This is a genomic window from Algoriphagus sp. CAU 1675 (genome assembly GCF_029222925.1).
GTDB lineage: Bacteria > Bacteroidota > Bacteroidia > Cytophagales > Cyclobacteriaceae > Algoriphagus.
On sequence record NZ_JARHUI010000001.1, the window covers coordinates 728,109 to 748,862 of the forward strand.

Annotated in this window: 21 protein-coding genes; 17 read left to right on the forward strand and 4 right to left on the reverse strand. The window is 44.0% G+C overall.

Annotated elements, in window-relative coordinates:
• The 8 genes from mraY (at position 1) to ftsZ (ending at position 10,096) form a co-directional block, all read left to right on the forward strand.
• On the forward strand, positions 1–1,212 hold the full coding sequence (mraY, locus tag P2G54_RS03170) for a phospho-N-acetylmuramoyl-pentapeptide-transferase (RefSeq protein WP_275868108.1): 1,212 nt from the start codon (positions 1–3) through the stop codon (positions 1,210–1,212).
• Positions 1,213–1,217: 5 nt separating this feature from the next.
• A complete protein-coding gene (murD, locus tag P2G54_RS03175) occupies positions 1,218–2,570 on the forward strand; it encodes a UDP-N-acetylmuramoyl-L-alanine--D-glutamate ligase (RefSeq protein WP_275868110.1) in 1,353 nt (450 codons plus the stop codon).
• The gene (locus P2G54_RS03180; RefSeq protein WP_275868112.1) at positions 2,567–3,733 is read left to right on the forward strand and encodes an FtsW/RodA/SpoVE family cell cycle protein; all 1,167 of its coding nucleotides are present in this window, start codon (positions 2,567–2,569) and stop codon (positions 3,731–3,733) included. The genes murD and P2G54_RS03180 overlap by 4 nt, the downstream gene beginning before the upstream one ends.
• Positions 3,734–3,736: 3 nt before the next feature.
• Positions 3,737–4,846, forward strand: a complete 1,110-nt coding sequence (murG, locus tag P2G54_RS03185; protein WP_275868441.1) for an undecaprenyldiphospho-muramoylpentapeptide beta-N-acetylglucosaminyltransferase — start codon at positions 3,737–3,739, stop codon at positions 4,844–4,846.
• Positions 4,843–6,252, forward strand: coding sequence for a UDP-N-acetylmuramate--L-alanine ligase (murC, locus tag P2G54_RS03190; RefSeq protein WP_275868114.1), 1,410 nt, complete (start codon positions 4,843–4,845; stop codon positions 6,250–6,252). Before murG ends, murC begins: the two co-directional genes overlap by 4 nt.
• A complete protein-coding gene (locus tag P2G54_RS03195; protein WP_275868116.1) occupies positions 6,249–7,007 on the forward strand; it encodes a cell division protein in 759 nt (252 codons plus the stop codon). Before murC ends, P2G54_RS03195 begins: the two co-directional genes overlap by 4 nt.
• A 10-nt stretch (positions 7,008–7,017) precedes the next feature.
• Positions 7,018–8,334: a cell division protein FtsA gene (ftsA, locus tag P2G54_RS03200; protein ID WP_275868118.1), complete on the forward strand. Its 1,317-nt coding sequence runs from the start codon at positions 7,018–7,020 to the stop codon at positions 8,332–8,334.
• A 112-nt stretch (positions 8,335–8,446) separates the two neighbouring features.
• Positions 8,447–10,096, forward strand: a complete 1,650-nt coding sequence (ftsZ, locus tag P2G54_RS03205; protein WP_275868120.1) for a cell division protein FtsZ — start codon at positions 8,447–8,449, stop codon at positions 10,094–10,096.
• 3 nt (positions 10,097–10,099) lie between these two features.
• On the opposite strand, the gene P2G54_RS03210 is transcribed toward ftsZ, so the two are convergent.
• Complete coding sequence (locus P2G54_RS03210) at positions 10,100–10,624, reverse strand: NAD(P)H-dependent oxidoreductase (RefSeq protein ID WP_275868122.1); 525 nt, start codon at positions 10,622–10,624, stop codon at positions 10,100–10,102.
• A 93-nt stretch (positions 10,625–10,717) separates the two neighbouring features.
• On the opposite strand from P2G54_RS03210, the gene P2G54_RS03215 reads away from it, so the two are divergent.
• The 4 genes from P2G54_RS03215 to P2G54_RS03230 all read left to right on the forward strand — a co-directional run bounded on the left by P2G54_RS03215 (position 10,718) and on the right by P2G54_RS03230 (position 14,121).
• Positions 10,718–11,536, forward strand: coding sequence for a purine-nucleoside phosphorylase (locus tag P2G54_RS03215; protein ID WP_275868124.1), 819 nt, complete (start codon positions 10,718–10,720; stop codon positions 11,534–11,536).
• A gap of 114 nt (positions 11,537–11,650) precedes the next feature.
• Complete coding sequence (locus P2G54_RS03220) at positions 11,651–12,385, forward strand: ThuA domain-containing protein (RefSeq protein ID WP_275868126.1); 735 nt, start codon at positions 11,651–11,653, stop codon at positions 12,383–12,385.
• A 76-nt stretch (positions 12,386–12,461) separates the two neighbouring features.
• On the forward strand, positions 12,462–13,043 hold the full coding sequence (locus tag P2G54_RS03225; protein ID WP_275868128.1) for a NifU family protein: 582 nt from the start codon (positions 12,462–12,464) through the stop codon (positions 13,041–13,043).
• 10 nt (positions 13,044–13,053) lie between these two features.
• A complete protein-coding gene (locus P2G54_RS03230; RefSeq protein WP_275868130.1) occupies positions 13,054–14,121 on the forward strand; it encodes a DUF3810 domain-containing protein in 1,068 nt (355 codons plus the stop codon).
• A 21-nt stretch (positions 14,122–14,142) separates the two neighbouring features.
• Here the strand turns inward: P2G54_RS03230 and P2G54_RS03235 are convergent, their stop codons facing one another.
• Both P2G54_RS03235 and dusB read right to left on the reverse strand, forming a co-directional pair.
• A complete protein-coding gene (locus P2G54_RS03235; protein WP_275868133.1) occupies positions 14,143–15,036 on the reverse strand; it encodes a DMT family transporter in 894 nt (297 codons plus the stop codon).
• 111 nt (positions 15,037–15,147) lie between these two features.
• Positions 15,148–16,137, reverse strand: a complete 990-nt coding sequence (gene dusB, locus P2G54_RS03240) for a tRNA dihydrouridine synthase DusB (RefSeq protein ID WP_275868135.1) — start codon at positions 16,135–16,137, stop codon at positions 15,148–15,150.
• A 37-nt stretch (positions 16,138–16,174) separates the two neighbouring features.
• On the opposite strand from dusB, the gene P2G54_RS03245 reads away from it, so the two are divergent.
• The 5 genes from P2G54_RS03245 to P2G54_RS03265 all read left to right on the forward strand — a co-directional run bounded on the left by P2G54_RS03245 (position 16,175) and on the right by P2G54_RS03265 (position 20,216).
• A complete protein-coding gene (locus P2G54_RS03245; protein WP_275868136.1) occupies positions 16,175–17,134 on the forward strand; it encodes a CPBP family intramembrane glutamic endopeptidase in 960 nt (319 codons plus the stop codon).
• A complete protein-coding gene (locus P2G54_RS03250; protein WP_275868138.1) occupies positions 17,103–17,309 on the forward strand; it encodes a DUF2007 domain-containing protein in 207 nt (68 codons plus the stop codon). The genes P2G54_RS03245 and P2G54_RS03250 overlap by 32 nt, the downstream gene beginning before the upstream one ends.
• The gene (locus tag P2G54_RS03255) at positions 17,293–18,132 is read left to right on the forward strand and encodes a phosphatidate cytidylyltransferase (protein ID WP_275868140.1); all 840 of its coding nucleotides are present in this window, start codon (positions 17,293–17,295) and stop codon (positions 18,130–18,132) included. Before P2G54_RS03250 ends, P2G54_RS03255 begins: the two co-directional genes overlap by 17 nt.
• Positions 18,133–18,201: 69 nt before the next feature.
• Positions 18,202–19,479, forward strand: a complete 1,278-nt coding sequence (locus P2G54_RS03260) for a Glu/Leu/Phe/Val dehydrogenase (protein WP_275868142.1) — start codon at positions 18,202–18,204, stop codon at positions 19,477–19,479.
• A gap of 74 nt (positions 19,480–19,553) precedes the next feature.
• The gene (locus P2G54_RS03265; RefSeq protein WP_275868443.1) at positions 19,554–20,216 is read left to right on the forward strand and encodes a phosphatidylserine decarboxylase family protein; all 663 of its coding nucleotides are present in this window, start codon (positions 19,554–19,556) and stop codon (positions 20,214–20,216) included.
• 32 nt (positions 20,217–20,248) lie between these two features.
• Here P2G54_RS03265 and P2G54_RS03270 read toward each other — a convergent pair whose 3' ends face one another.
• Positions 20,249–20,716 carry a Clp protease ClpB gene (locus P2G54_RS03270; RefSeq protein ID WP_275868144.1) on the reverse strand — a complete coding sequence of 156 codons (468 nt, stop codon included), beginning with the start codon at positions 20,714–20,716 and terminating at the stop codon, positions 20,249–20,251.
• Between the last annotated feature and the right edge of the window lie 38 nt (positions 20,717–20,754).

The window sequence follows — 20,754 nt, forward strand, 5'->3', positions numbered from 1 at the left end:
ATGCTATACCCCATTTTTGATTATTTAGATCAGGTTATGGATATGCCGGGAGCTGGTGTTTTCCGCTATATTTCATTCCGTGCGGGGATGGCAGCTGTGCTCTCTTTGATTATTACCATCACATTTGGTCATCGCATAATCAATTGGATCAGAAACCGTCAGATTGGTGAAACTGTCCGTGATCTGGGGCTGGAAGGGCAATCCCAAAAGAAAGGAACCCCAACCATGGGTGGGCTGATGATCATTGCTGCTATCCTGGTCCCGACACTCCTTTTTGCAAACCTGAATAACATCTACATCATCCTTTTGCTGGTCTCTACAGTTTGGCTTGGGGGGATCGGTTTTTTGGATGACTACATCAAAGTATTCAGGAAGAACAAAGAAGGGCTGGCGGGTCGCTTCAAGATCATTGGCCAGATTGGAATAGGCATAATCGTAGGTGCTACACTTTATTTCCACGAAGACGTGGTGATCCGCGAATTCCAAAACCCGGTTTCCATAGAGGAAGGAGTGATTGAAACTCCGGCATACCAGGATGTGAAGGTGGCAAAAACGACGATCCCCTTTGTAAAAAACAATGAGCTCAATTATGAGCATATCCTGGGATTTTTGGGAGAAGCAGTTACGCCTATTCTATACATTCTGGTGGTCATTTTCATCATCACTGCAGTGTCCAATGGAGCCAATATTACAGATGGGATTGACGGACTGGCGGCAGGAACTTCGGCCATCATTGGTTTGACCATTGCCATTTTTGCCTACCTGAGCGGCAATGCCATTTTCTCTCAATATCTGAACATCATGTACATCCCCAATTCTGGGGAGCTGGTGATTTTCGCTTCGGCATTCATTGGAGCCTGTGTGGGATTTCTATGGTACAATGCCTACCCGGCCCAGGTTTTCATGGGAGATACTGGAAGTTTGATGTTGGGCGGAGTAATCGCTGTATTGGCGCTGACCCTTCGAAAGGAGCTTTTGATTCCGATCATGTGTGGGATTTTCGTAGTGGAAAATCTAAGTGTCATGATGCAGGTCAGCTACTTCAAATACACCAAAAAGAAATACGGAGAGGGTAGACGGATTTTCCTGATGTCCCCTTTGCACCATCATTACCAAAAGAAAAATATCCCAGAGGCTAAAATCGTAACCCGGTTTTGGATAGTAGGGATTCTTTTGGCAGTCATCACTCTTGCCACACTGAAACTGAGATAATTCAAATGAAAAACATAGCCATACTAGGAGCAGGAGAGTCTGGATTGGGAGCAGCAATGCTTGCCAAGAAGGCTGGCTATGCCATTTTCGTTTCAGATGCCGGAAAAATCCAGGATGCAAGAAAGGAAAAACTCCAGGATATGGGGATTCCTTTTGAAGAAGGAGTGCATACCCAAAAACGGATTCTGAGTGCTGACTATATAATCAAAAGTCCTGGGATTCCTGAAAGTTCCGAGATCGTCAAAATGGCATCAAAAGAAGGGATTCCGGTCATTGATGAACTTGAATTCGCGGCTATGTTCAGTAATGGAAAAGTGGTAGCCATTACCGGAACCAACGGCAAAACCACTACTACTTTGTTGACCTACCATCTGATGAAAAACGCAGGGTTGGATGTGGGGCTTGCCGGAAATGTAGGACAGAGTTGGGCTGCACAGTTGACAGAAGGAGATCACGATTGGTGGGTTATTGAGTGCAGTAGTTTTCAAATAGACGGGTTGCTGAGCTTTCGACCCACTATTGCGATGATTACCAATATCACTCCGGATCACTTGGACCGCTATGGTTACAAAATTGAGAATTACATCAATTCCAAGATGTCCTTGTTCAAAAACATGACTTCCAAAGGTCAGGCGATTTACTATGCTGAGGATCCCTTGACTTTGCAAGGTTTGAAAGGTAGGAAAATCAGGGCCACACAATACAAGATTTCTCTGAAATCTGCATCAGATAGGGGGGGATTTGAAAATGGTGAAATGTTGGTAGTTCATGCAGGTGATAAGACCGTCGAAATACAGAAGGAGGCTTTGCCCCTTCCAGGGACCCATAATGTACTTAACTCCCTATTTGCGGCCACCGCTGCTGTTCTGGCAGGAGTCAGTCAGGAACAATTAATTGAGGGATTTAAGTCCTTTAAAAATGCTCCGCACCGCTTGGAGCTGATCCGGGAAGTATCAGGTGTAAAGTTTGTCAATGACAGCAAAGGGACGAATGTGGAGGCCACCTTTTATGCATTGGGAAGTTTTGATGGCCCACTGATCTGGATAGCAGGAGGTGTGGATAAAGGTAACGATTACAGTGTCCTCACCCCTTTGGTTAGAGAAAAGGTAAAGACACTGATCTGCTTGGGTAAAGACAATGAAAAATTAAAGAAGGCTTTTGGAGCAAATGTTCCAGAGCTAAAGGAAACCCAAGACATAGCGGAAGCAGTCAAATGGGGGCTTGAAGTTGGAAAGCCCGGGGACGTAGTGCTTTTGTCTCCTGCCTGTGCAAGCTTCGATTTGTTTAAGAATTACGAAGATCGTGGTAACCAGTTTAGGGCTGCGGTTGAAAATCTGAAATCCCATATCAACGCATGAACCAGTTTAAGACATGGATAGATGAGCATTTCAAGGGTGACCCGATTATTTGGGGCATCGTGATATTGCTTTCCCTTTTCAGTATTCTGGTGGTTTATTCGGCCACGGGGTCCTTGGCATACAAATATGCCGGAGGGAATACGGAATTGTATCTTTTCAGACACGCCACATTGGTATTTGTTTCCCTGACGGTAATGTGGCTTGCTCATAAGGTTCCTTATCGCAGCTATGCATTATACGCACGCCTTGCGATGTATCTATCCATGCCATTGTTGCTGATCACCTATCTCTTTGGATCCAATATCAATGAGGCCAACCGATGGTTGACTATTCCGGTGATCAATCAGGCTTTCCAGCCTTCCGATTTGGCGAAACTGGCTTTGATTTCTGCCTTGGCAGCCATGTTGGCAAAACGCCAGAACAACATCAAGGATTTTAAAAACACCTTCCTCCCCATCATCATTGCCATTGGAATTATCTGTTTGCTCATCGCCTTGGCCAATATGTCTACGGCAATTCTTCTATTGAGTACTTGTTTGCTCATCATGTTTATCGGAAGGGTACCGATGAAATATTTGGTCATGGTGGTCATGGTTGGAGTTTTGGGTTTGACTTCAGCGGTTTTCCTTGGACAGAGGGGAGAGACATTTGTTTCTAGAATTGAAGCCTTTATGGATAAGGATGACGTGCCCTTTCAGGCGGAACAATCCTATATCGCGATTGCAACCGGAGGTGTTACCGGAAAAGGTCCTGGTAACTCCGAGCAGCGGAATTCGCTCCCACACCCGTATTCGGATTTCATCTTTGCCATCATTATCGAGGAATATGGAATGATTGGAGGAATAGCGGTGCTGTTCCTGTATTTGGCATTGCTTTACAGGGGTATGAGGATTGTCGCCAATTCAAACAAGGCATTTGGAGGCCTGCTCTCGGCCGGACTTAGTTTTGCCTTGGTCATACAGGCTTTGGTCAATATGGCCGTTGCGGTTGGTCTGGGTCCAATCACAGGATTGCCTTTACCGCTTCTGAGTATGGGAGGGACATCCCTGGTATTTACCGGGATTGCCTTGGGAATTATCCTCAGTGTAAGCAGGGGAGACCATCAGGATGAAATGCAGGCTGGTTCAGCCATGGCCAATAAACCAAAACTTAAAACTGCTTAAGCTATCGCAAAGAAAGAGACATATCGCCTGTTGATCAGCGGAGGAGGAACCGGAGGACATATCTACCCGGCAATCGCGATTGCCAATGCCTGGATGGAGCATCATCCGGACAGCGAGATTCTCTTTGTGGGTGCTTTGGGCAAAATGGAAATGCAGAAAATCCCGGAAGCAGGATACCAGATTGTAGGTCTGCCTGTGGCAGGACTTCAACGGAGCCTCAGTCCGGCAAATCTTAGCTTCCCATTCAAATTGCTCAAAAGCTTGAAAAAGGCTTTCGGTATTGTGAAAGACTTTAAGCCCCATGTCGTGGTAGGTGTAGGAGGCTATGCCAGTGGGCCTGTCTTGTATGCGGCTCAGCGAAAAGGAATACCAACTCTGGTGCAGGAGCAAAATTCCTATGCCGGATTGACTAATAAAATTCTAGCCAAAGGAGCTAAGAAAATATGTGTTGCCTATCCTGATATGGACAGATTTTTCCCGGCTGAAAAAATAGCCTACACCGGAAATCCGGTTCGGAAAGACATCCTGAATCTGGAAGGAAAAAGGGAAAAGGCCCTGGAATATTTTGGACTGGATCCTGATAGAAAAACCGTATTGGTTTTGGGAGGCTCTCTAGGAGCGAGAACCTTAAATCAAGCGGTTTTGAAGGATATGGAAAGTTTTGACAAAGAAGGCTACCAGGTGCTTTGGCAGTGCGGGAAATTTTACTTCAAGGCAATGTTGGAAGCAACTGAGTCTGCTGGGTTGAAGCATATCCATTTAAGGGAATTTATCCGAGAAATGGATTTGGCCTATGCAGCAGCAGATGTGATTGTTTCCAGAGCAGGGGCCTTGTCTGTGTCTGAACTTTCACTGGTAGGAAAACCGGTGATTTTCGTTCCCTCTCCCAATGTCGCAGAGGATCACCAGACAAAAAATGCCGAGGCTTTTGTAAGCCACAATGCAGCTTGGATGCTTTCGGATTCCGAAGCTGTAGGGCAATTAAAAAACAGAACCGATGAGTTGCTTTCTGATTCAGAAACGGCGACTTCTTTGGGAGAGAATATAAGAAAACTGGCAAAGCCGGAGGCGGCTGAAGCCATCATAAATGAATTAGAAAAGCTGATAGCATGAGCTTGGCAGGTGTAAAATATGTGTATTTCCTTGGAATCGGGGGTATTGGCATGAGTGCCTTGGCCCGCTGGTTCCGTCATGAGGGATATTTTATTGCCGGGTATGACCGTACGCCTTCTGTGCTGACCGATCAACTTTCCTCTGAGGGGATGAAAATCAGTTTTGAGGATAAGATTGCTACAATTCCAAGCCAAATTTTGGATCATCAATCCAATACACTGGTCGTTTGGACTCCTGCAATTCCTAAGGATTCCGAACTGCTGAATTTCTTTGTTGAAAACCACTTTAATCTCAAAAAGCGCTCAGAGGTACTGGGTATGCTTACTGAGTCACATTATACCATTGCAGTGGCAGGAACTCACGGTAAGACCACCACATCTTCCATGATAGCCCATTTGTTTAAGTCTGCAGGTAAGCCAGTGACTGCATTCTTGGGGGGGATTACTCAAAACTATCAAAGCAATCTCATCCTAAGCAATAAGAAATCCAAGGAAGCAGTAGTGGTGGTGGAAGCGGATGAGTTTGACCGCTCATTCCTGAGACTACACCCGAATGAAGCCGTAGTGACTAGTGCTGATCCTGACCATTTGGATATATATGGTGATGAGAGCACCATTTTGGATGGTTTCAGAGAATTCATCCATCTCCTTGACAAGAAAGGATATTTGTATATCCAGGAGAATGCCTCCTTTAGGCTCGGGGAAGAAAGCCTACCAAAGTCCCGTGTGAAACATTACGGGCTGAGATCCAGTGGAATTCATGCAGAAAATATACAAGCCAAACCAGGTTCATTTGTTTTTGACTACCTGGATGGAAAAAAAGTAATCAAAGGGCTCGAGTTATTTATTCCGGGATTTCATAATGTGGAAAATGCGCTTGCTGCAATCGCAATAGCCTTGGATCATCAAATCTCCGAAGATCAAATTCGTATTGGAATTAGCTCCTTCAGAGGGGTGAAAAGACGGTTTGAAATACATATTAATGAGAGAGGAAGGGTTTTCATAGATGATTATGCCCACCATCCCGAAGAGATCAGGGCTTGTTTGAGTTCGATAAGAGCTATGTTCCCCGGGAAGAAATTGACGGTGGTTTTTCAGCCTCATTTGTTTTCTAGAACCCGTGATTTTGCTACAGGATTTTCGGAAAGCCTGTCCCTGGCAGATGAAGTGGTATTGTTGGATATCTATCCTGCCCGAGAACTTCCAATTCCGGGAGTGAACGCAGCGATGCTGATGGAGGATATCAAGGTTTCTGAAAAAGTTCTTGAATCGAAAGAAGGATTAATGGACTATTTGGAAAAATCATCTCCAGAAGTCCTGGTGACTTTGGGGGCAGGGGATATTGATCGATTGGTTCCAGGGATAGCTGATTGGATGCGTAGTCAACTAAACTCAGAAGCAGTATGAAAAAGGCAAGGTTGAAAAAATCAATGGCTTTTCTCCTGCTTTCCGCCATTCTGGTAGGATTCATTGGCTTTGTTGAAAAGCAGAGTTTGTACAAGACCTACCAGGGAACACAGATTTCGATCAAAGGGGTAAGTGGCGTCTATTTTGTCGAGGAAGAGGAGATTGAACAGATCATCAAAAGTGCCTTTCCATCTCTTAAGGTAGGATTGATGTTGGAAGAAGTTCCGCTTAAAGAACTTGAAAGGCGAATCGCTGGTCATCCATTTGTCAAGTCTGCAGAGGTAACCCTCGGCCAGAAAGGAATACTGAATGTTAGTATTCAGCAATACCAGCCAATTGCAAGGATCGCAAGGCCTTATGCTTCGGATGGTTACATCACCACTGAAGGTAAGGTGATTCCTACCTCTCCTTCTTACACGAGTCGGGTTTTGATACTGGAAGGGAAACTGGCTGAGCGCATGATTGAGAAAGGAAATGTGGAAGTCGAAATGCCAGAGGTGATGGAATTGATCAAATACATCACGGAGGATGATTTCTGGAATGCCCAGATCACGGAAGTGGAACTCAACTCAACCACAGATATTCGACTACACCAACAAGTAGGGCGACAGGTGATTGAGTTTGGAGATGCGTTGGATCTGGAGGACAAGTTTGAGAGAATTCAGATTTTCTATAAGGAAATATTGCCCCGGAAAGGCTGGGATGCCTACAAAAGGGTAAGCGTAAAATTTAAGGATCAAATTGTTTGTGAATAAAAGCTTGGGTATGGAAAACGAAAAACTAATAGTAGGACTTGACATCGGAACAACGAAGATTTGTGCCATTGTAGGTCGGAAAAATGAGTACGGAAAACTCGAGGTCCTTGGGATGGGTAAGGCTGTCTCTGACGGAGTAGACCGTGGTGTCGTAACCAATATTGACAAGACGGTACATGCCATCCAAAAAGCAGTCGATGAAGCATCTGAAATGGCAGATGTGGAAATCGGTGAGGTGATTGTAGGCATTGCCGGTCAGCATATTCAAAGCAAAATCCAAAGTGGAAGCATCATGCGTCCACCTACTGAGGATGAGATTACAGTGGAAGATGTCCGTAGGCTTTCTTCAGAAATGGAGAACATCTTGGTGCCTCCGGGCAACCGCATCATTCACGTAATGCCTCAGGCCTATACGGTGGATTATGAAGGGGGAATCAAGGATCCTGTGGGAATGTCCGGTTCACGCCTGGAAGCTGATTTTCACATCATCACTGCCCAAACCACCGCTATCAATAATATCAACCGCTGTGTACGCAGGGCGGAGCTCACTTCCCAGCAATTGATCCTAGAACCTCTTGCGAGTTCACTTTCTGTATTGAGTGAAGAGGAAAAAGAAGCAGGCGTTTGTTTGGTTGATATCGGAGGGGGAACCACCGATGTGGCCATTTTCTACGAAAATATCATCCGTCATACCGCTGTGATTCCTCTTGGAGGAAATATCATCACCAAAGACATCAAAGAAGGATGTATGGTGATGCAAAATCAGGCAGAGCTTTTGAAAACCCGATTCGGAAAAGCTATCGCCGAAGAAGCGAATCCAAATGAAATTGTGTCTATTCCCGGTTTGAGAAACCGTCCTCCAAAGGAGATTTCCATCCGTAATCTGGCCTCCATCATTCAAGCTAGAATGGAGGAGATCATCGAGATCGTTCAAAACGAAATTATGCAGAGTGGGCATTATAAAAAGCTTGCCGCAGGAATTGTGATTACAGGGGGAGGCGCTCAGTTGCAGTTTGTAAGTCAATTGTTCGAATACTTAACAGGCTTGGATACCCGAATAGGGTATCCAAATGAGCACCTCGGAAAATCGGTAGTGGAGGACGTGAAAAGCCCCATGTATGCTACCTCCGTTGGTCTTGTATTGGCAGGATTCAAGGCTTTGGATGATCGGGAGGAAGGCTATAAGAAACGTGTGGCAAATGCAGGAAATGGAACTGCAGCCAAACGCGAACGAAAGGAATTTAATCCAAAAGATATATTCCGAGAAATCGGGGATAAGCTCAAAAAGATTATCCACGAGGATATAGGAGAAGACAATTATTACTAGGGCTTATGATTGGGGGGAGATAAATGGCCTTGCTGTTTATTTCCCTTTTATACCCTGCTTTTAACAAAAACCTGAAAACTAATTCACCAAATAAATAAATATGTCAGATAACATGAAAGATTACAGATTTGATCTTCCAAAGAATCAAAAGTCGATTATCAAGGTAATTGGCGTTGGTGGTGGTGGTTCTAATGCCGTCAACCACATGTTCAGCCAAGGGATCAAGGATGTGGAATTTGTGGTAGTCAACACAGATGCACAGGCTTTGAAATCAAGCCCGGTTCCTTTGAGACTTCAGCTCGGGGCCAACCTGACCGAAGGTTTAGGTGCCGGTGCCAATCCGGAACAAGGCAGAAATGCCGCCTTGGAATCTCAGGATGAAATCCGCGAGTTATTAGCGGATAATACCAAGATGGTGTTCATTACCGCAGGAATGGGTGGAGGTACCGGTACCGGTGCAGCTCCTATTATTGCTAAAATCGCCAAAGAGCTCAATATTTTGACCGTAGGTATCGTGACAGCTCCTTTTATGTTTGAGGGGAAAAAGAAAATGACCGTAGCCCAAAACGGAATAGAGTCATTGCGCGAAAACTGCGATACGGTATTGGTGATCCTCAACGACAAATTGAGAGAAATTTATGGCAACTTGGCCATTCGTTCAGCTTTCGGAAAAGCAGATGATATCCTTTCTACTGCTGCCAAATCCATAGCAGAAATCATCACCATCCACCAAGATGTAAACGTTGACTTTGAAGACGTGAAAACCGTGATGAAGGATGCCGGTGCAGCTGTAATGGGTTCGTCTACTCAGGAAGGAGAGGGACGCTCCATCCGTGCTGCAGACGCTGCGATCTCTTCTCCATTGCTCAACAATGTGGACATCAAAGGAGCTCAGAAAATCTTGCTTTCTATCATGTCTGGAGAAGACGAAGAACTCTCAATGGATGAATTGAGTGAAATCACCGAATACATCCAGGAAAAAGCAGGAGACAATGCTGAGGTGATTTTTGGACAGGGTATAGATCCGGAATTGGGCTCTGCTATCCGAGTGACTGTGATTGCTACTGGTTTTGAAATGGACAAACTTGCGGGAGCTTCTGCCCCCTTGCAAAACAACAATACAGTAAGCACTCCAGCTCCCATCCCTGCAGCTCCAGTGACTCAATCCGTTCAGACTGAAGAAGAGCCTGACTCTGTAAAAACTGTCATCAATTTAGATTCTGGAAAAAGCGAGAAAGTAAAGGAAGAGCCGGTAAGCAATGGAACTACTTTCGTGTTCAATACTCCAAATGTTCCGGTAAACAAAGAGGTGAATCCTTCTCCGGCTCCTGAAAAGCCAAGAACTGAGAGCTCATTTACTTTTGACTTTACAAAAAAGCAGGAGGAAAGAATTGAGGCTAAGCCTATCCAGCCTGAAAAAATTGTTCATGACCTGTACGAGGAGGAAGAGAAAAAGGAAAATAACCTTCCAAAAGAATCAGAGCCTGCTGCTCCTGTATATGCCAACGATTACTACGAGCAAATGAAGCAAAAGGCTATTCAGAGAGCTCATGAGCGTTTTGAAAAGCTGAAAGGATCTCGATCTTACAATCCTACTCCTGAGGAATTGAAAGAAAAGCTGGAAGTTCCGGCTTATCTAAGAAAGAATGTGACATTGAACGAACCTGAGCACAGTTCAGAGAACTCCATTAGCAAGTTCAATATCAATGATGATAATGAGATTCTAGGAAATAACAGATTCCTGCATGACAATGTGGACTAAGTCCTAAAAGTCAAGCAGCATGTCTGCCTGGGTTTGCAGCAGTTCCAAATACAACCTGTTGGTGAGCAGGTTATCTGACATATTTTGCTCTATTTTGGCAAGTTTAGGCTTAAGAGCAAGGACATGCATTCCCAGATAGTGGAAAATGTCGGTGAGGTGGCTCAAAGCGATGCCACCCCCGCCAATTCCTGATGAAAGGCCGACTAAAGCGGCCTTTTTGTTTCTAAAAGTATTGGGATAGGTCATCCCGTCAATAAAGGTTTTTAGGATCCCAGGAAAGGAACCGTTGTATTCGGGAACGATAAATACAAACTTTTTGCCCTCGGCAATTTTTCTGTGAAATTCATTGTAGGCCTCATTTTTTCCATTGTTTTCATAAAGGGCCGTTTCTATAAAATCAGCAGGTAACTGCTCCAATTCCAGAATTTCGGATTCAACTTCACGCTCCTTTAAAATCCCCTGATAGATCTGGGCGATTGTTTTTGAAACTGAATTCTTCCGGTTGGTTCCAACGATGATCTTTATCATTTTTAATTTGTTCTGAATGCTATACAAGGAGCGGGGGCTAAAAGTTCGAAGCTGACCCAATATTCCTATATTTGTGCATACCTGTTTTTGATTATGAATTACCTGACTCAAATTTCTGAAGCCACTGATTTTATTAAAAATCTTTATTCCAAACCCATTGAGACCGCCATCATCCTGGGTACTGGTTTGGGCAAACTGGGAGAGCAAATTGAACCGGAACTGGAAATCGATTATTCAGATATTCCTCATTTTCCTGTTTCCACTGTTGAAAGCCATTCTGGAAAACTGATTTTTGGAAATTTGGGAGGGAAAAGTGTCATGGCAATGAAAGGCCGTTTTCATTATTACGAGGGCTACTCCATGAAGCAGGTTACTTTCCCTGTTCGGGTGATGAAAAAACTTGGAGTGAAACGTCTGTTTGTATCCAATGCATCCGGAGGACTAAATCCCGCACAAGAAATCGGGGACGTAATGATCATTAGTGATCACATCAACCTTTTTTCCGAAAATCCACTAAGAGGAATCAATCCGGAGGAGTTTGGTCCGCGATTCCCGGATATGAGCGAAACCTATTCACAGCCCTTGATTCAAAAGGCCCTTGAGATTGGTGAGGAATTGGGATATAAGCTACACACCGGTGTTTATGTGGGAGTTCCCGGTCCCAATCTGGAGACACCAGCAGAATACAAATACCTGAGAATAATCGGTGGGGATGCTGTCGGAATGAGTACGGTTCCAGAAGTGTTGGTTGCACATCAGATGGGGATAGAAGTTTTTGGTATTTCTGCAATCACGGATATAGGAGTGGAGGGAAGAATCAAGAAGGTTAGTATTAAAGACGTGCTGGAGGCAGCAGCAAAGGCTGAGCCTGTGATGGCTCGGGTTATCCGGGAATTGGTAGAAAGGCTCTAATCCTGTGGGAGTTTCTATACATTTTAAACCGATGAAATAAAAGAATGGGGGAGTGTGATTGAATTTTGTATTTTCAAACCAAACATATTTAATCAACAATCAAACCCATTTCCTATGAAGCTTAAAGTCACATTACTTGGCTTATTTCTAGCCTTCTCCCTGATGGGACAGGCATCGGCTCAACAATTTCGCGCCTTGGTTTTTAGCAAAACAGCCGGTTTTCGGCATCAATCTATTCCAGATGGGGTAGTAGCTTTGAAAAAACTGGGTCAAACCCATGTTTTCAATGTCCATACGACTGAAGATGCGAATTTTTTTACTGATGAGAATCTATCCAAATTCGATGTGATAATCCTGATGAGTACCACGGGAACCATTCTCAACGAAGATCAAAAGGCTGCTTTTCAGCGGTTCGTTCAAAGTGGAAAAGGTGTAGTGGGGATCCATTCTGCTACGGATACAGAATACGAATGGCCTTGGTATAATCAGATGATTGGCGCCTACTTCCTGGCTCATCCAAAACAGCAAACTTTGAGACTTGAAGTCAAAGATTCAAATCATCCGTCTACTTGGCATTTGCCAAAAAATTGGCTTTGGACTGATGAATTATATGAATTCAAAGAAATCAATCCGAAAATCAATGTGCTGTTGAATGCCGATGAATCCACCTATCAGGTAGCCAAAGGAAACGGTGAAAACCATCCCATGGCTTGGTATCATGAGTTTGACGGTGGAAGAGTATTTTATACTGCATTGGGCCACGTGGAGGCTGCTTATCAGGATCCGGATTTCTTGAAGCACCTTTATGGCGGGATTTGGTATGCGGCTAAAGGCTATCCTCTGAAGTAAATTTTCTAATGGAAAATGTCATTTTCTGGAACTTCTAGCGCTTGAATGGGTTTCTATCTCAAAAATTGATTGAATCATGCTAAAAGCACAAGCCAGACCAGTTCACCTCTATATGGAGGCCAACCCCAATCCGAATTCGTTGAAATTTGTAGCCAACTTTATGCTGGTGGATGATGGGGTAAGCTTTGACTTTCCAGACGCAGAAAGTGCACAGGCTAGTCAGCTTGCTCAGGAGTTGTTCAATTTCGCAGCGGTTCAGCGCGTGTTTATTGCTTCCAATTTTGTGACTGTGACGAAGTCCGAGGAAGTAGAATGGCCGGAAATACAAACCATCATACGTGACCATATAAAACAATACCTTGAGTCCGGCAAAAAAGCAGTTCAGGTGGTGTTTGACAAGGACCCGCTCTTTGATGAAAATGACTCCGAAATCGTAAAAAAAATCAAAGGAATCCTGGATGAGTATATCAGACCTGCAGTGGAACAAGACGGCGGGGCAATTGTATTCCACTCCTTTCAGGATGGTGTGGTGAAGGTCTTGCTTCAGGGCTCATGCTCTGGTTGCCCTTCCAGTACCATTACCTTGAAAGCTGGGATTCAGAATTTGCTGACCAGAATGCTACCTGAAGTCAAAGAGGTACAAGCAGAAGGTATTTAATCTGTTTTTCATGGGAAAAAGAGACTGGTCCTGGACAATATTGGGTGTATTTGCTCTTTTGCTTCGTTTCCTGGCAGTTCAATTTCCTGAAGCCACAGATGAAATTTATTCAAGAACTTTCTTTCCGGGAATCCGGAATGTGATAGATATGACACTGGGGAAGTTGCCTTTTCCCAGTGTTTATCTTTTTATACTGGCAGTGTTTCTGATTTTAGGCCGCTTTTTTCTTCAGTGGAATAAAAAGTCCGGGGCAAAATCAAAACTGGTTTTTTCTGTTCGATCCCTTTTGAACTGGGCCGGTGCTTTGGTTTTCTTCTTTTTGATGCTTTGGGGCTATAATTACCAGCGGACTTCTATTATCAAACAGTTAGGCTTGAAACCGCAATCTCTGGAACTTGAGGAAATCAAGGAAGAGCTATCAATTACCCATAGGCTTGCAAGGCAGTTTAGAAGTCAGATTAGTGCGGATTCCAGTGCCATTCTAGATGTTTTGTCCTATGGGCAATTGGAAGAACTGGTGCGACAAAATATGGGTGAAAACCTGGATCTATTGGGATTGAACTTTACCGGAAAGCCAAGAACCAAGCTCTTTCCCCCTCCGGGATTTATGAGGAGAATGGGGATTCTTGGTATTTATTTTCCCTTTACCGGAGAAAGCTATATAGATCCGACACTGCATGTTTTAGAACAGCCTTTTACAATAGCTCATGAAATGGCCCACAGTTACGGTATTACCAATGAAGGGGAAGCAAATTTCATTGCATGGGTAATTTGTACGAATTCCACTGACCCCTTGTTGAAATATTCAGGGCATTTGAGATTGTTGTTGTATCAGATTCGCGATTTTTCAACTATGGCTCCGGAGGAATTTAAAGAATGGCTAAAAGCTCTGGACCCGGGGATCCGCAACGACATAGTCTCCATACAGGAATTGAATGCTAAATATCCGCCCATTTCTCTGGAGTTGAGCAGAAAGGCAAATGATGTGTTTTTGAAAAGCCAGGGTGTTGCTGCTGGGATCAAAAGCTATCAGCAATTGCCGATGCTTGCATTCGCATGGAGAAAGCGAATGAACTGATTGCCTTAAAGGCTTTGAGAATTACTTCCTGTTGCCTACCCAGACTCCCAAAATCACAGCGGCTATTCCCAGATAATGCCCGAAAAGTAATACTTCTCCGTCCCAAACTCCCCACATGATGGCTACTATTGGTATAAGGTAGGTGACTGAACTCGCAAAAACAGGGCTGGCTGTTTTGACCATCATATTGAAAAGAATCAAAGCAAGGGCGGTGCCCATGATTCCCAGTAAACTTACATAGCCCAAAGCTTTCCACGCTCCATCAACGGTCATTAGCTTGTAGGAGAATTGGGTGCCGGCCATCAAATAGATCAGGGCAACCGGTAAAACCAAAAGCAGGGAAATGGCTGTGATCTCGATAGGTTTCAGTTCTACAAATTTGAATTTGATTAGGTTTAGATTGAAGCCATAACACAAACAGGCTAGGAGTACAAAAAATGCATAGGTGTTGATCTCTGTCAATGCACCCATTCCATTCTCTTTGACAGCCACCAGTACAACTACTCCCGCAAATGCAATTGCCAGTCCCAGCGCATTCCTTCGGGTGATTCGGGACTTCCAGAAAATCGCTCCAACCAAAACCACAAAAAGAGGAGTCAAGGCATTGAGAACTCCGGTTAAAGAGCTACTGAGTTGGGTTTGGGCTTTCGCAAATAGAAAGGCCGGAATAAAACTCCCCAACAAACCCACTAGGATCAGGTTTTTAACCTGTTTCTTATTCACTCTCCTGACTCTTGGAAGAGAAAGAGGTAGAAGAAAGGTCGCTGCAGCCACAATTCTGTAGGCTCCCAATTCCCCCGGAGAAAAAACTGTCAGTCCTCTTTTGATTAAAATAAAGGAGCTTCCCCATACCAAAGCCAAAACGATTAGAAATCCCCAGTTTTTTAAGGTGTTTTCAGATGGATGTGAGCTCATGAAATAAAGGCAGGTTGGATAACTAATTCGCAAAAGAAGCAATTCCCCAGCAAAAAATGGATGAAAAAATAACCTCAGAATTCATTTTCTGAGGTTTGGTCATTTATTGATTTAAAATTCATAATCGGCATAGACTTCCGAGACCTGTTCCATGATTTCCAAAACCTGCTCATAGGTTTCGGCGGTGACCATTTGGGTTCGGAAACTCTTGAAATTTGGCATTCCCCGAAAGTAGTTGGTGTAATGTCTTCTCATTTCCAAAATTCCCAGTTTGTCACCCTTCCACTCCACGGAGAAATCCAGGTGTTTTTTCGCAACCGCAAGTCGCTCATTCAGGTCTGGAGCTAGGAGTTTCTCTCCAGTAGCCAGGTAATGTTTGATTTCGTTGAATATCCAAGGGTAGCCAATCGATGCCCTACCTATCATCATTCCGTCCACATTGTATTTGGCTTTGTATTCAGCAGCTTTTTCAGGGGAGTCAATATCCCCGTTACCAAATACCGGGATTTTCAGGCGGGGATTGTCTTTGACCAGATTGAGATAGCTCCAATCTGCCTCCCCTTTATACATTTGCTGTCGGGTACGTGCATGGATACTGATAGCCTGTATCCCAACATCCTGTAATCTTTCTGCAACTTCTACGATTCGTATGGTGTCATGGCTCCATCCCAGTCGAGTTTTAACGGTAACAGGGATTTTTACGGCTTTGACAATCTCGGCTGTCATGGAGACCATTTTGTCAATGTCCAACAAGATGCCTGCACCGGCTCCTTTACAGGCTACTTTATGCACCGGGCATCCATAATTGATGTCCAAAATATCGGGGCCTGCTTCTTCAGCAATTGCAGCGGCTTCCCGCATGGATTCGATTTCGTTGCCGAAAATCTGAATTCCAATCGGACGCTCATAATCAAAAATATCCAGCTTTTGTACACTCTTGGCCGCGTCGCGGATAAGGCCTTCGGAACTGATAAATTCCGTGTACATGAGATCTGCTCCGTTTTGCTTACATACTGCCCGGAAGGGAGGATCACTGACATCTTCCATGGGGGCCAAAAGCAAGGGGAATTCCCCTAACTCCAACTTTCCTATCTTTACCACTGCAAATTCTAAATTTGGCGTAAATTTAAGCTCAAATATGGAGATTTACGAAACCCACAAAGAAATAGCCAAGAGAAAGAACTGGCTTTTGTCCTTGGTTGTCATTGTTTTAGTTGCTTTTGGCATCCTGATTTTGTTGCAGGGATTGGCTTTAGGCCTAGTGCCAGTGTTGTTCAATCTATCGATGGAAGATATCCTGGGCTTAATGTCTGGAGACTTTTCTGTTCCAAACGGGAGGATGGCCATGCTCTTTATTCAAGGCCTGGGCTCTGGAATTGGCTTCTGGGTGGCAGCTTGGGTGGTGATTCATTGGATAGACAAGGCAAATTTGCATTGGGGTCTTCAACTTTCCCGATTTAAAGCCGACAGGATGGGATTAGTACTCATCATTACTTTCGGAGGAATGCTCTTTAATGCGCTTTTGGTGTATTGGAACGCCCAGCTTTCCCTCCCGGAATCCATGGCAGGGCTTGAGAATTGGATGAAGGAAATGGAAGCCCAGTTGATGGAACTGACCAAGTTCTTGACGGATTTTCAGAGTGTGCCTGAACTGCTGATGGGAATTTTGGTAATCGGGATTTTTGCAGGAGTGGGAGAGGAGATGTTTTTCAGAGGGGTAATTCAGCCCAAAATGCACCTTTACACAGGTTCGGCTCATTGGGGGATTTGGATGACGGCAATCATTTTCTCAGCTATTCACATGCAGTTTTATGGATTTTTGCCCAGGGTGTTTTTAGGAGCGCTGTTTGGCTATCTGTATTTGTACTCAGGAAGTTTACTATACCCAATTTTAGCTCATATTTTCAATAATTCCTTCACGGTACTCTTGGTGTATTTTTCCAATAAGGGAATGGTAGAATTCGATATTGAATCCACAGATACAGTTTCCTATCCTGCTGCGATTTTAGGCTTTTTGGTTCTTATGGGAGGAATCTATTATTTTAAGAAAAAGAATTCCAACGAACATGCAGAACTGGATCAAGGTTTTCGAGAGTAATCAGCAGGTCAGAGCAGAAATAGTTAAAGGGATTCTGGAAGAAAATGAAATACCTGCAGTTGTTCTTAATAAAAAAGAAACGGTGTACCACGTATTCGGTACCTACGAAGTCTTGGTGAATCGGGACCAATTGCTGCAAGCCACCAATCTAATCCAAAATGAGATCAAGTTTTAATATCAATAATTACAGCAATCTCGCCCAAAGGGCAATTACAGCCTCGATTGGAGCGTTGGTGGTGATTTTCTCTTTGATATTTTCGGACTGGACTTATTTTCTGGTTTTTGCCTGCATTCTGGGTTTTGCCCAGATGGAGTTTTACAAATTGTGCGGGTTGGACGGAATGTTGCCTTTGAAAACCTTCGGGACAATTCTGGGACTCCTGATATTCACCATGACTTTTTTGATTGAAAAGGAGCAGTTTCCGCATGAATATCTCTACCTGATTTTCCCGCTGGTTTCCCTGACCTTTTTTATCAAGCTTTACAAGAAGACAGATAAAAAACCATTTACAGGGGTAGCATTCACCTATTTGGGGATTTTCTATGTAGCAGTTCCTTTTTCCCTGATCAATTTGGCAGTGTTCTCTGTGGATCAGGTTTATCACTACGAAATCATTCTCGGTTGCCTGTTGATCTTGTGGGCAAGTGATACGGGGGCTTACTTTGCCGGGACCAAATTCGGGAAGACCAAACTGTTTGAGAGAGTGTCGCCTAAAAAGTCCTGGGAAGGATTTTTGGGAGGTGCTTTTTCTGCTATAGCCGTAGCGTTTTTAGTGGCAAGATATTTTCATGCTATTCAGGACTGGAAATGGCTGGTGATTTCAGGAATCATCATAATTGCAGGTACATATGGAGATTTGATTGAATCTCTGTTTAAGCGCTCCATTGAGATCAAGGACTCCGGAAAAGTATTGCCGGGACACGGGGGATTTATGGATCGTTTTGATGGATTGTTATTATCAGCCCCTTTTATCACTGCTTTTTTGAAAATCTTCTAATTCCCGCCCGGGGAATATGAAAAACTACTTAAGTTTGTATAGCATTTCACTATTCTAATATAACCCAATATGGCTTACATTGAACCGGCTCCAATTAAGGATAAAGAGAATCCGTTGGAGTCAATGATGGAACGTTTCAACATAGCAGCTGAAAAGCTGGGACTTTCCGATGAAGTTTACAACGTGTTGAAAAATCCAGCCAAACAAGTAATTGTTTCCCTGCCCATTACCATGGACGATGGGAAGATCAAGGTTTTTGAAGGGATACGGGTAATTCACTCCAATATCCTTGGACCTGCCAAAGGTGGGATCCGTTTTGCACCTGATGTGCACATTGATGAGGTTAGGGCGCTTGCAGCCTGGATGACCTGGAAATGTGCCGTAGTCGACATCCCTTATGGTGGTGGTAAAGGAGGTGTAAGATGTAATCCCAGGGAGATGTCCAAAGGGGAGATCGAGCGACTGATGAGGGCTTATACAATGGCCATGATTGATGTGTTTGGCCCGGATAAGGATATTCCAGCACCGGATATGGGTACAGGGCCAAGAGAAATGGCCTGGTTGATGGACGAGTACTCCAGAGCACATGGGATGACTGTAAACTCAGTTGTGACCGGAAAGCCCCTGGTTTTGGGTGGTTCCCTGGGTAGAACAGAAGCCACCGGTCGCGGTGTGATGGTTTCTGCCCTGGCGGCGATGCAAAAACTCAAAATCAATCCATTCCAAGCTACCTGTGCAGTTCAGGGCTTCGGAAATGTGGGGTCATGGGCAGCGAGATTGTTAGAGGAGAGAGGTTTGAAGGTCGTAGCAATTTCAGACCATACAGGTGCATTTTTCAATGAAAAAGGAATCAATATCCTTGAAGCTATCGAATTCCGTGATTCCAACGGAGGAACTTTGGAAGGTTTCAAAGGCGGAGATCGCATGGATGATGCGATGGATTTGTTGACCTTGGAAGTGGATGTATTGGTGCCTGCTGCGGTTGAGGATGTGATCACCATCAATAACGTGGATAAGATCAAGGCTAAATTGATCGTTGAGGGAGCCAATGGACCAACTTCAGCAAAGGCTGATGCCATCATCAATGAAAAAGGAATTATGGCTGTGCCGGATATTCTTGCCAATGCGGGCGGTGTAACTGTTTCCTATTTTGAATGGGTACAAAATCGTCTTGGCTATAAGTGGACTGCTGATCGGGTTAACCGAAGATCCGACCGGATTATGAAGGATGCCTTTGACAATGTTTATCTGGCTTCCCAGAAGTATGATGTTCCTATGCGAATCGCGGCATACATTGTTGCCATTGATAAAGTTGCAAAAACCTATACCTTCCGTGGTGGTTTTTAAAAAGTATCAATTCCGATAATAGTTTATCTTTGAGGCGTAGGAAGTACCTACGCCTTTTAGTTTATTTGCTTATGATGACTATTCACAAAGAAGGACGGGTCTTGCTTTTTTGGCTGATGATCCTGTTGGTTGCTGCCAACTATCTTCTATACTATTTTCTCCCGGATCAGCAATTTTGGCTGAATGTAAGTATGCTGGGAAGCATGGTGATCTACTTGTTGATCCTGCAGTTTTTCAGAAATCCAATTATCAAATTGCCCAATGAGCCAGGAGTGGTATTTGCGCCTGCAGATGGCAAGATTGTGGTGATCGAGGAGGCTTTTGAGGATGAATACCTTATGGAAAAGAGAAAACAGGTTTCCATTTTCATGTCTCCTGTAAACGTGCATGTCAACCGTTCACCGATAAAAGGCGTGGTAGAATTTTTTAAATATCATCCTGGGAAGTATCTGGTAGCCTGGCATCCAAAATCCAGCACCGAAAACGAGCGAACCACCATGGTCATAAAAGCTGAGGATGGAACAAAAATTCTAGTAAGACAAATTGCGGGTGCTTTGGCTAGAAGGATTAAGTGGTATGTGAAAGAAGGAGATAGCTTGGAGCAGGGAGGAGAATTCGGCTTTATTAAATTCGGCTCCCGAGTTGATTTGTTTTTGCCGCTTGATGCTGAGATTTTGGTAGGAATGGACCAAAAAACAAAAGGGGCAAGAACTCCGATAGCAAGATTGAAAGCATGATTAGAGAAAGCTCCTGATTGCAGGAGCTTTTTTTATATCCTTTTGTAAAGGCGCTTGACCCAAAGTCCTAATCCCAGTGTACTCAAGAAAAAGATCAGGGAAATCCACTCGAAGGTCCTTCTTTCGGAGACTTTTTGAGCAATGGTCTTGTCCCGATCTGCAAGGGCACGCTTGAGCGTCTGTACGTCTTGTTCCAAATTGAGGGTAATTGTTTTGTAATCCTCTTTTTCCTGTCCGATTACTGCGGATTTGATCTCTCCGCTAAGTTTGATTTCCTCTATGATTTGATTGTCTTTTGAGATAATTCGCTTGAGCCAATCGTTGGTTTCGGACATGTCTTTTTTTGTCCTATTTCCGAAGATTCCTGATTTCTTGCTTTCCGAGTTTTGCCATTGTTCAAAAAGTATTTCTCGTTCATTTACCAATTTTTCCAGCTTGGCGCTTTCTGTTGGTTCGGTTTGAAATAGGATAACAAGTAGGGAAAAGACTAACAGAGGCATAGTTTTGAAATTTGGTCCACTAAAAACAAAACCCAAGC